The organism is Gammaproteobacteria bacterium, assembly GCA_003696665.1.
Taxonomy (GTDB): domain Bacteria; phylum Pseudomonadota; class Gammaproteobacteria; order Enterobacterales.
In genome coordinates this window covers 1-10,615 of record RFGJ01000152.1, presented here as the reverse complement: position 1 = coordinate 10,615, position 10,615 = coordinate 1, and the positions used below count along the sequence as shown (strand labels likewise).

Annotated in this window: 14 protein-coding genes; 13 read left to right on the top strand and 1 reads right to left on the bottom strand. The window is 52.4% G+C overall.

All coding sequences use genetic code 11. The annotated features are described in order from the left end of the window. The 3 genes from D6694_04710 to D6694_04700 form a co-directional block, all read left to right on the top strand. Positions 1-477 (top strand): DNA cytosine methyltransferase (locus tag D6694_04710; GenBank protein RMH45474.1); only part of this gene is annotated, 477 nt, incomplete at its 5' end. Positions 478-795: 318 nt separating this feature from the next. Then, positions 796-1,137: a hypothetical protein gene (locus D6694_04705; protein RMH45473.1), complete on the top strand. Its 342-nt coding sequence runs from the start codon at positions 796-798 to the stop codon at positions 1,135-1,137. 108 nt (positions 1,138-1,245) lie between these two features. Beyond that, positions 1,246-1,617 (top strand): single-stranded DNA-binding protein, encoded by a 372-nt coding sequence (locus tag D6694_04700; protein ID RMH45472.1) that lies wholly within the window; start codon positions 1,246-1,248, stop codon positions 1,615-1,617. 61 nt (positions 1,618-1,678) lie between these two features. On the opposite strand, the gene D6694_04695 is transcribed toward D6694_04700, so the two are convergent. Then, entirely contained in the window at positions 1,679-1,918 is a 240-nt protein-coding gene (locus tag D6694_04695) for a hypothetical protein (protein RMH45471.1), read from the bottom strand. 100 nt (positions 1,919-2,018) lie between these two features. Between D6694_04695 and D6694_04690 the strand changes: the two genes are divergently transcribed. The 10 genes from D6694_04690 (at position 2,019) to D6694_04645 (ending at position 10,432) form a co-directional block, all read left to right on the top strand. Beyond that, positions 2,019-2,312, top strand: a complete 294-nt coding sequence (locus D6694_04690) for a hypothetical protein (protein RMH45470.1) — start codon at positions 2,019-2,021, stop codon at positions 2,310-2,312. Between the two features lie 150 nt (positions 2,313-2,462). Beyond that, a complete protein-coding gene (locus tag D6694_04685; protein ID RMH45469.1) occupies positions 2,463-2,840 on the top strand; it encodes a hypothetical protein in 378 nt (125 codons plus the stop codon). Continuing rightward, entirely contained in the window at positions 2,830-4,335 is a 1,506-nt protein-coding gene (locus tag D6694_04680) for a hypothetical protein (GenBank protein RMH45468.1), read from the top strand. The genes D6694_04685 and D6694_04680 overlap by 11 nt, the downstream gene beginning before the upstream one ends. A 4-nt stretch (positions 4,336-4,339) precedes the next feature. After that, positions 4,340-6,250 (top strand): hypothetical protein, encoded by a 1,911-nt coding sequence (locus tag D6694_04675; GenBank protein RMH45467.1) that lies wholly within the window; start codon positions 4,340-4,342, stop codon positions 6,248-6,250. Next, entirely contained in the window at positions 6,247-6,474 is a 228-nt protein-coding gene (locus D6694_04670; GenBank protein ID RMH45466.1) for a hypothetical protein, read from the top strand. Before D6694_04675 ends, D6694_04670 begins: the two co-directional genes overlap by 4 nt. 80 nt (positions 6,475-6,554) lie before the next feature. After that, a complete protein-coding gene (locus D6694_04665; GenBank protein ID RMH45465.1) occupies positions 6,555-7,445 on the top strand; it encodes a hypothetical protein in 891 nt (296 codons plus the stop codon). A gap of 44 nt (positions 7,446-7,489) precedes the next feature. After that, positions 7,490-8,476, top strand: a complete 987-nt coding sequence (locus D6694_04660) for a N4-gp56 family major capsid protein (GenBank protein RMH45464.1) — start codon at positions 7,490-7,492, stop codon at positions 8,474-8,476. Positions 8,477-8,590: 114 nt separating this feature from the next. Further along, positions 8,591-9,037, top strand: a complete 447-nt coding sequence (locus tag D6694_04655) for a hypothetical protein (protein ID RMH45463.1) — start codon at positions 8,591-8,593, stop codon at positions 9,035-9,037. A 179-nt stretch (positions 9,038-9,216) separates the two neighbouring features. Next, positions 9,217-9,381: a hypothetical protein gene (locus D6694_04650; GenBank protein RMH45475.1), complete on the top strand. Its 165-nt coding sequence runs from the start codon at positions 9,217-9,219 to the stop codon at positions 9,379-9,381. A 409-nt stretch (positions 9,382-9,790) separates the two neighbouring features. Beyond that, positions 9,791-10,432: a hypothetical protein gene (locus D6694_04645; protein RMH45462.1), complete on the top strand. Its 642-nt coding sequence runs from the start codon at positions 9,791-9,793 to the stop codon at positions 10,430-10,432. Positions 10,433-10,615 lie beyond the last annotated feature (183 nt).

Here is a 10,615-nt window from a genome sequence, read left to right as displayed (position 1 = left end):
GTTGGAAAGGGCACGCGCTCAGGTTTCTACCGCGAAGTCCTGCGCATCGCCGATGTGGTTCGACCGCGATTCCTGTTCCTGGAAAACGTCGCAGCTATCGCTTCTGCCGGAGCCGGAGGGCAGCCGCTCGCCGTCGTCGCGGGCGACCTTGCCGCGCGCGGGTTTGATGCTGTCTGGACGAGTCTGGCCGCTTCCGACGTTGGAGCACCCCATCAGCGCAACAGATGGTGGTGCCTTGCGTGGCGTGCCGACGCCGACGGTGTGCGGGGACTGGAACCGAAAAGGGGTGAGCAAGAAAAGCGGAAACGGTCTGAATACTTGGGTTGGTGGCAGGTCGTCCCCGATATTTCGAGAGTGGCTGATGGGATACCCGATCAACTGGACAGAGATAAAGAAACGGGCAACGGGCAGGTACCGCTCCAGGCGGCGGCTGCGTTCGTGTTCCTCTGGCAGATGATGGAGGCGGTGCGTGGCTGAAATCTTTGACGGTATAGACGCCATAAGTCTATCTTTGAGGTGTGATCAATGTCAGTGAAAATTATTGTGGTGCTGGTAGCAATACTTGACTCATTTCTGGCTACTTACGTCATGAATCTGCCGACCACGTGGTGGACAACCTTACTCGCTGCGTGGCTTGTGATTGGCTTTGTTGGTTGTGTCTTATATGCCATCACTAATTAATCAATTGCTCGGTGCTGCTAGACAGCTTGATATGGTTCACCCAGCCGAGCATTCCCGCCTGCCAGCGGCGGGATATAAGTAGAAGCATATCAAATAGGTTATAAGGTGACGAGAATGACTAATAAGACAAAACTTGTTGATGAACTACAACTACATCCTTCCATCCAAAGGATGGCACGGAACATGCAGTATAAACTGGACAAGAACGCTAATAAGAAAGGCTGGCCAGAGGATGAAAATGGACAACGGGGATGGATGAACGACGCTTGCTCAATCGAATTTCTGCAGCGTAAGTTGCTGGAAGAAGTGAGCGAACTGTTCGATGCTCTTGAAGGGAGGGGCAATGTAGCACTTGAGGCAGCAGATGTTGCAAACATCGCCATGATGTTAGCTGACAAATTCGAGGCGGGAGCTTGTAGTGAAAGGGTACAAGATAAGGAGAGGAAAAATGACTAATTTTAGAGAAAAGGGAAGACCTAGCTTCTTTGGTTCTGTCGAGGTTGATGCATGGAAGTATGCCTGGGAGAAATACTGATCTGCAATTAATGAAAAGGGGTGTTTGCTATGTTGAATAAGGTTTTTTTGATCGGCAATCTGGGGACTAACCCGGAAACGCGCTATACTCAAGACGGAACATGTGTGTGTAATATCCGGCTGGCGACCACGGAGCGTTATAAGGATCGTAACGGGGATCAGAAAAAACGCACCGAATGGCACAAGGTTATCCTGTGGGGACGCCTTGGTGAGATTGCCGAACAATACCTGATCAAGGGCAGTCGCGTGTTCATCGAGGGACGGATTGAAACAAGGAAATGGCAGGATAAGGATGGCAATGATCGTTACACAACCGAAATCCGAGCCAGTGAGATGAAGATGCTCGGTGGAATTGGCGATGGTGTGCGTGATTCGAGTGAGGATGAGGGTATCCCGTTCTAGTAGATGATTGAGCACAAAAAAACCGGCCCGAAGGCCGGCATGGAAAGTGTGGGCTCGACCGCTAGACGATCAGAGCCTCGATGGCGGCGACGATTTCCGCCCGCAGTCGCTCATCCTCCGTCGCCATCTCGGCCACGGCACGGGCGGCGATGGGCGCACAGGCCCGGCGGATGGGACGGCGCGGGGATCGTTCGCCGCGCTCCCATTCGGCCACCCGCGGCTGCGGGCTGGGACGACTCCGTCCCAGCCGCGCCGGGAATAGATTTCCCTTGCCATCATCTTGCCTTTCGCGCGGACGCACTCATCCCAGAGTGCGTTATGAACCGGGTTTCACAATCGTGAATGTTGACAGACGTGGGAGAGTTATCTAAATTATTGCCATAATAGGCCATCCTTTCGGGGTGGCCGTTTTTTTGGGGGATGCAATGACATACGTAGTCAGGCATATCACGATTCGTCCGGTTGAGAACGGTTACATCATTCGCTGTGAGAAGGGTCTCGATGATAATAGCCGCAAGCGGCTGCGGGCAAAGGGCAGGAAGGTGACTGTTGTCGATTTAGAGCGCGAGTTTAAATCAGAGGAATTGGTTGCTGACGACCTGGATGAAGTGCTGTCCATTGTGAAAAAGAGCCTAAAGGGAGTTGATCAGAAATCTCAATTCGCTGAGGGGTTCGACGACGACGATGAGGGATGATCATCAAGGCCAGGATATGCCAACAGCATATTTTGTTCCCGGCCCCAGCTTGGTTGAGGCAATAATGAAAGCCGACCACAAAACAGCTATGCAGATTCTCGATACTGCGATTCAAGATATGATGGAAATGGAAACGTTGGGGAATGCCTGATGGCTAAGGGTAAGCATCCAGGCGGTCGTCCAAAGAAATTAACGGAAGGGGCGGAAATCCAAGCAAAAATCGACACTTACTTTGCTGAGTGCGCGGCACGTGAGGAAATGCCTACTATAACAGGATTGGCATTGGCGCTGGATGTTTCGCCGGAAACGTTAAGGGTGGCTGCGTTAGACGGTCGGGAGTTTTCTGCGACTATAAAAAAGGCAAAGGCGCGAGTTGTTGCAGCTTGGGAACAGGCGCTAGTTAAGGGGAGTTCGGGCGCGATATTTTGGCTGAAGAATTGCGCGCGGTGGCGAGATAAACAGGAGATCGACCATACTCACCGCATCGAGGATTTTCTGAAGCAATTGGCTAGCGAGGATGATGATTGAAAGGCTACGTCGCTTGGTCAGCGATTTTGAGTTTTATGCTCCGCGTTGTTTGAGGATTAAAAACAAGCCGGGCGAGATTGTGCCACTGAATCTAAATAGGGCGCAGCAATACATACACCGAAAACTGGAGGAACAGAGAAAAAAAACTGGTAGGGTTCGGGCGCTGATCCTCAAGGGACGGCAACAGGGATGCTCAACGTACATCGGGGCACGGTTTTATCATCGTGCATCGACGAGGCCGGGCAGACGAGTGTTTATCCTGACACACGAGGCCGAGGCAACGAAAAACCTGTTTGCGATTGTCAAGCGCTTCCATGAGCACAATCCCATTAGACCGGAGACGGGCGCAGACAGCGCGAACGAGTTGACGTTCCCGTTGCTGGATTCGGAATACAAGGTTGGCACGGCTGGCAACAAAGCTGTTGGACGATCGAGTACGATCCAGTTGTTTCATGGATCGGAGGTGGCATTTTGGCCGAATGCGGCTGAGCACACTAAGGGTGTGCTACAGGCGGTGCCGGATGAGCCGGGCACGGAGATTGCGCTGGAAAGCACAGCAAACGGAATTGGCAATTTTTTTCACGAGCAGTGCATCCTGGCCCAGGCAGGGGAAAGCGAATATCAGTTGATATTCACCCCCTGGTTTTGGCAGCCGGAGTATCGTAAACAGGTTCCGCCGGGCTTTGAGATGACGGCTGATGAACGAGAGTATGCCGAAGCGTATGGGTTGGATGCCGAACAGATTTACTGGAGGCGATGCAAAATCCGCGAATTGTCCGCTGCCGGTGGCGACGGAGAAATGGCGTTTAGACAGGAGTATCCGGCTACTGTTGCTGAAGCGTTTTTGACGAGCGGCAGCGACAGAGCGCTGATTGGAAATGAATTGGCGATGACGGCCAGGCATGCGGATGTTGAGGATGTGTTCGGACCGTACCTGGTTGGTGTTGATCCAGCTCGATTCGGGAGCGACAGGACAGCATTTATCCGCCGCAAGGGTCGGAGAGCGTTTCGACTGGAATACCACAGTAAACTGAACACGATGGAGGTTGTCGGGCGCGTGGTGAGAATCATCAGACAGGAGAGACCAGACCGCGTTTTTGTGGATGTCGTGGGCATTGGAGCGGGTGTTGTCGATCGGCTGCGCGAAATGAATTACGGCGACATTGTGCGTCCCGTGAACGGCGGTGAAAGAGCGTTAGATTCGGATAGGTACGCCAATCGTCGGACTGAAATGTGGTGCCTGATGAAGAAGTGGCTTGAGGATCAGCCGGCGAGGATTCCAGACAATGACGCGCTGCATGCTGACCTATGCGGTCCCCAATACTCGTTTGACAGCAAGGGACGCATTGTGCTGGAGCGGAAAGAGGATATGCAGAGGCGCGGGATTCGGTCACCTGATGGGGCTGATGCGCTGGCGGCCACGTTCTATGAACCAGTGGCCATTACTGAGGAACGTATAGCCGCCCCACCGCCGGCATCGAGGCGCGTGTATTAGGAGTGTGGATGTGAGCGATTCGCAGATACAGAATCCATTTGCTCAATTAGATTCCATCGGCAGTCGCCTGCGGTCGGAATTTAACGAGGCAGTGCGCGAGCGCCGGCAGTATGAGGATCGTTGGCTGACTAATTTACGCATGTATCGTGGCATTTACGAGCCAGCGGTTCTACAGCGACTACATCCTAACCAGACTAAAGCGTTTGTGCGTTTGACTAGGATCAAGGTCAACACACTCAATGCTCGCATGACTGATATGCTGTTTCCATCGAGCGCTGAGCGCAATTGGTCGATCAAGCCGACGCCAAAACCGTCGATTCCAGAGCATGATCGTATGGTGATTGTGCAGGAATTGTCCACCAAGCTAGGCGTTAATGTTGACGAGTTGCCTACAGATGTTATTGAGGATGCAATTAATGCATGGGCAGAGGAACGTGCGAAAGCTATGTCGATAGCAATTTCTGACGCATTGGTTGAGGGTAGATATTCCAGGCACGCTCGCCGGGCTATACATTCAGGCAATCTGTACGGCACAGGGTGGATCAAGGGCACGCTAACAGACGTTATTCAAGACATTCGTTGGAAATATGACGATGGCGTGGGCGATTTTGTAGCGGTCGAGGAAACGAGAGAGAGACCGGGATTTTCGTTTGTGCCGATCTGGGATGTGTACCCTGATTTGAGTGCGCAGTCGTCGGATATATCGCAGTGCGAATATATTTACCAGCGTCATGTTATGACCAAGCATCATCTGCAGCGCTTGGCTAGGCGTAACGATTTTCATGCTGATGCAATCATGGACTACGTTAAAAACCATCCAGACGGCGATGCACAACGCATGTATCACGAGGAAGCCCTACGGACCATCGGATCGGAGAAACAAGGCGTCAATGAAAACCGTAAACGATTTGAAGTGCTGGAACGATGGGGTTATGTTGACCCGGAATGGCTAGCAGATTGCGGCTGCGAAGTGCCTGACGATGTGAGCGGCGATGTGTTTGGCGTGATTTGGTTGTTGGGTGGAAGGGTTATCAAGGCTGCACTGCATCCTAGCGACCGCGCCCGGCATGTGTTCCATAAATACCATTTCGAGGAAGATGAGACGTCGGTGTTCGGGCTAGGTGTGCCGGATGCTATTCGTGATACCCAAGACCTAGCCAATTCCGCAATTCGTGCTGCTGTGGACAATGCTGCTATTTCCGCTGGTCCGCAAGTCGAAGTCAACATTGATTTGATTGATCCGGCGCATGTGCCGCAGGCCAATGAGATATATCCGTTCAAGACGTGGTTGCGGCGAGGAAAGGGCGATGAGGCACGGCACAAGGCCGTTCATGTAACCAACATCGAGGGGCATTTGAATGAGCTAATCAGCCTATTCAATATGTTCAAAATGCTCAATGACGAAGTGTCGAATATTCCTAGCTATATGCATGGAGAGGCTGATTCTGGTGTTGGCAGCACGGTAGGTGGACTGTCGATGCTGATGGGTGCAGCTAATGTCACGGTCAAGGATGTGGTGGCCAATTTCGATGAAGGAATCACCGTGCCGTTTATCACGTCAGTTTACGATTGGCTGATGATGTTCGGTCCTGATGATGTCAAGGGTGATGTGCAGGTACGCGCAGTTGGATCAAGTAGCCTGGTTGCCAGGGAAGTGCGTGCGCAAAACCTGATGACGTTTGCACAATCTACCGCCAACCCGACCGACGGTGCGTTTGTGGACCGCGCAAGGCTGCTACGCGAACAGGTTAAGGTGCTGGAATTGCCGGAAGACGTGCTGGTTTCAGAGGAAAAGGCGCAAGAGATTGCGGATGAAGTGCAGCAGATGGCTGCACAATTAATGGCGCAAGCAATGGCGCAATCTGCGCATGAGGCGCCTCAAGGTGCGATGTCATTGCCGGAGGCAGCACCATGAGTTTACATGATCTAATCCGCGATTGCCATGATGCAAGGGCCACCAAAATCGGTGGCCTTTTTATTTCCATGCTTGAGGCCGCCGTCGAGGACTGGACTGAGCGGTTGATTGATATGGATGACCATGATGGCAAAACGAGATTGCAGGGCGCAATTCGCAATGTCCGCTATTTACTGCAGCGGATCAATGAGGAACGCCCTAGACAGAATTCCCCGAACACGTAAGGGGATATGTCCGGCCCGCAAGGACACCGGAAAAATAACGGACACCAGCGCGGAATGCTGGCCCGAAGGAGCGCAAAAACGTGAGTGATGAGCATTTGATTGATGATGATGCGGAGTTTTCCGCTGCATTTGATGATGATGACGAGCGAGAGCCGGTTGTAGATGAAGGCGATACCGATCAGGCCGCCGACGAGGAAACCGGCGACGATATGGGTGATTCCGAAGGCGATGCTGAACCGGAAGATGAGTTTGATTCTGTAGAGGATGAATCTGAAGGTGAGGCGGAACCGGAGGAAGAACGGCAGCAAGAGCACGATGAATTGCCGGAGGATGTTTCTGATGGGGATGTCCAGCGGTACAAGTCGTGGGAAGGCCGGCTGAAGCGCCGGGAACAGGAGTTGCGTGAGCTAGAGCAACGCCTGAAGGAGCGAGAGGCTGAGATAGAAGCATCTACCAGTAACCAGGATAAGGAAGATGTCCTGACGGATATTGGGGATGATGATATTGATGCGTTTCTCGACGAGTTCCCGGAAATGCGCGGACCGTTGTTGAAGCTGATCCAACAGGAAGTTCAAAAGGCTATCGGTCAGGTTGAACAAAAGGTTGAGTCAGTAACGGAAGCGCAGCGACGTGCGGAAGCTGAGGCTCATATTGCTGCAATCAGCGAAAGGCATCCAGACTGGCGGGAGATAGTGCCTGAAATTGATGCCTGGATTGAGAGTCTGCCATATCGTGACGCGCAGGAGTTCATCCGAATCAAGCAGGGCGGGACGACCGCTGAAGTCATTGCAATGCTTGATCGGTTCAAGTCGGACCGAAAACGCGAGCAAGAACGCGAAAAGTTGCGCAAACGCCGCAACCAGCAAAAGCAGGCAGGTCAGGCTGTGCCTAATTACCCTTCGAGAGTAGGGAATATGGCCGGCTCATCTGATCCTGATGATTTTGATTCTGGTTGGGAGTTGCCAGCTTGAACGTGATTGCTCAACAAAAATCACAATAAAAAGGAGAGTGAGAAATGCCTACTATCTATGGTGACATTTCGCCGCGTACCGCTGGGTATGCGGTAAAGAAGCTTCTCAAGCGCGCAGTTCCGCATCTGGTGCTTGAGAAATTCGGCCAGACGTATGTGCTGCCGAACAATTCAACCAAGGTGGCCAAGTTCCGCCGCTATAACAGCCTGTCGGCTACGCCGAATGCCCTGACGGAAGGTGTCAAGCCTGCTGGCAAGACGCTAACCAGCACGGACGTGACGGCCACGCTGACGCAGTATGGCGACTATGTGGAAATCACTGACGTGATCATGGATACCCACGAGGACCCGGTTTTGAACGAAACCGTGGATATTCTGGGTGAGCAGGCTGCCGAGATGATCGAGATTGCCCGATTCAATATCCTGAAGGCGGGCACCAACGTCATCTATGCAAACGGCACTGCACGGACGGCTGTCAATACGGTGTTCACCAAGCCCTTGATGCGCAAGGCTGTGCGCGCCTTGAAGCGGCAGAATGCCCGTAAGGTAACGTCGGTTGTTCGTTCGACGCCGAACTTCAACACCGAGAACGTTGCGCCGGCTTATATCGCGTTCATCCATCCCGACGTGGAAAACGATGTGCGTGATTTGGTTGGGTTTGTTCCGGTTGAGAATTACGGCTCGATGACCCCGTTTGAGTCTGAGATCGGCAAGTGCGAGGACGTGCGCTTTGTCACGTCAACGGTGTTTGCTCCTTGGGCCGATGCTGGCGGCCTTGCTGCCACGAACAACACGCTGTCCACGACCGGCACTAATTCGGACGTGTACCCTGTGCTGATCGTTGGCCGTGATGCCTATGGCATCGTACCGCTCAAGGGCAAGAACGCTATTACGCCGTTGATTTCTAACCCCCGTCCGCAGTCCAGCGACCCGCTGGCCCAGATCGGCACGGCTGGTTGGAAGTCCATGCAGACGGCGGCCATCCTCAATGATCTGTGGATGGTGCGCGTTGAAGTGGCTGCTAGCGCATAAGCCTAGCTGATAGGCCGTGATATGGGGCTGACCCTTCGGGGTTGGCCCCTTTTTTATTAACGGAGGTAGGAAGTGAGTGAATTGAAAAAGAAATCGAAAGCGCAGTTGAAGCGCATGCGCGAATCAAAGATTTGCGAATTGTTGTTGGAGAATTTCGGCATTGATGCCAACCCTGATGATTTCCTCAAGGATCAGTTGATTGATCTGTATCTGGAACAGCAGGCCAGGCATTTTGCTGAGGCTGAAGCTGAATCTGATGCTGATACCGATGAATCTGGTGCGGAGGATGCTGTCGAGGCCATTGGCCATGCTCACGGCGATGAGGCAAGAGAGACCGAACATGTGACAATCGTCATTGCGAAAGAAAAGGATGAGTCGCCGTTCGTGGATGTAGGTGTCAATGGATATGCCTATCGCATCAGGCGAGGGGTAGAGGTTCAGGTTCCACGCGAAGTTTATGGGGTACTGAAGAACGCAAAATACACGTTTTTTGAGCATGATCCTGAAACGGGTGAGAACGTTCCCGTTGAAGAACCACGGTTCAACATTGACGTAAGGTAAAAACAACGCATGGGAGGCTTTTGCCTCCCTTTTTGTGTTGGAAGGGGTTGACGTATGGGCACAATTACCGCTCAATCAATAATTACCAGGGCCAGAAAGCTGTTTCACGATGATACCGGCGTCCGTTGGCCGGACCAAGAGTGCCTAGATTGGCTCAATGATGGTCAGCGCGAAATTGTATTGCTGAAGCCAAATGCATATTCAGTGAACGCAGTTGTACAGTTGGTGCCGGGCACGAAGCAGAGTATTCCGCAAACCGGCATTCAGTTGATCGACATTGTGCGCAACATGACTGGAGTGGCACCCAATTTTACCACGCCGGGCAAGGTTGTGCGCTTGGTTGACCGGGAAGTGCTGGACTCCACCATTCCTACATGGCATTCATCGCCGGCGGCGGCTGATGGTCAGGTTGACCATTATGTATTTGATGGCCGCGACCCAAAGACGTTCTATGTCTATCCCCAGGCGCCAGCTACGCCGAACGCGGTTGAAATGATTTATTCGGCAGCGCCGGCGAATGTTGCGACGATTACAGGGACAATCACCCTTGATGACATTTACGCCAATGCGCTTCTCGATTACATCATGTATCGCAGTTACAGCAAGGATGCTGAGTTTGCGGCAAACGAGAATCGTGCAGCCGGTTATTATCAGGCGTTCCTTAATTCCCTTGGATTGAAGACCAAGTCTGAGCAATCCGTGAACCCCAATAACGTATCGCCTGGGGCGATTGTTGTGCCGGATCAGGGGTAAATGATGGCTAGCATGTGGGATATGGTGCCGTTGGTCAGGCCGGAAATGCGCGATTGCATGGATGTTGTCATCCAAGATGCAATTCGACGGGCTGCAATTGCATTCTGCGAGGATACCTATATCTGGGAAGTGGACGCAACAGCAATTCAGACTGCGGTTGATACGCCGGAATATGCGGTTTCTGTTGGTGTAGACCAATTGCCTATTATGGTATCAAGGGTGTTCAATTCTCATGGTCAGCTAATAAAGAGTGTGACGCGGCGCGAAATGGACCAGGCCAACCCAGGATGGACGTTGGCCAAAGGTCCGTCCCCATTGGCATGGATTCAATTAAGCCCAAGCAGGATTCGGTTCTATCCGGTGCCCAGCACAACGGAAACAATCACGTTGCAGGTTGTCGTAAGGCCGACCAGCACAGCGACTACGATTGATCAGGGCATTATGGACGAATATTCGGAAGGCATTGCTGCAAAAGCAAAGGCCATTCTTGGTTCTATGCCGCATAAAGCCTGGACAAACTATGAGCTTGTTCCTTTTTGGGAAAAGCAGTACCAGGACTATGTCAGAATGGCCAAGATGCGTTTGGCTACCGGATTCACAAACACCGCACACAGGGTTGTCCCCGTGCGGTTTGGTGGATGATTAAAGTACAAGGAGATTGGTAATGAGTATAATCGCACGAGACGAAACCGGCAGTGTTGTTCAATGTTTCAGGCTTCCGAGAAGTGGAGCCACGACAGTTCTCACAACGATTGCTGGTTCAACAGCAACGCCCGCACTTGGTGCCGGCATTTACAGGATTGTTTCAACAGGAAATGTGAACAT

What these genes read in the sequence shown, in the direction of transcription:
- D6694_04705 (RMH45473.1), top strand. Translation starts at nt 796, where the DNA reads ATGACTAATAAGACAAAACTTGTTGATGAACTACAACTACATCCTTCC.
- D6694_04700 (RMH45472.1), top strand. Translation starts at nt 1,246, where the DNA reads ATGTTGAATAAGGTTTTTTTGATCGGCAATCTGGGGACTAACCCGGAA.
- D6694_04685 (RMH45469.1), top strand. Translation starts at nt 2,463, where the DNA reads ATGGCTAAGGGTAAGCATCCAGGCGGTCGTCCAAAGAAATTAACGGAA.
- D6694_04680 (RMH45468.1), top strand. Translation starts at nt 2,830, where the DNA reads ATGATGATTGAAAGGCTACGTCGCTTGGTCAGCGATTTTGAGTTTTAT.
- D6694_04670 (RMH45466.1), top strand. Translation starts at nt 6,247, where the DNA reads ATGAGTTTACATGATCTAATCCGCGATTGCCATGATGCAAGGGCCACC.
- D6694_04660 (RMH45464.1), top strand. Translation starts at nt 7,490, where the DNA reads ATGCCTACTATCTATGGTGACATTTCGCCGCGTACCGCTGGGTATGCG.
- D6694_04655 (RMH45463.1), top strand. Translation starts at nt 8,591, where the DNA reads ATGCGCGAATCAAAGATTTGCGAATTGTTGTTGGAGAATTTCGGCATT.
- D6694_04645 (RMH45462.1), top strand. Translation starts at nt 9,791, where the DNA reads ATGATGGCTAGCATGTGGGATATGGTGCCGTTGGTCAGGCCGGAAATG.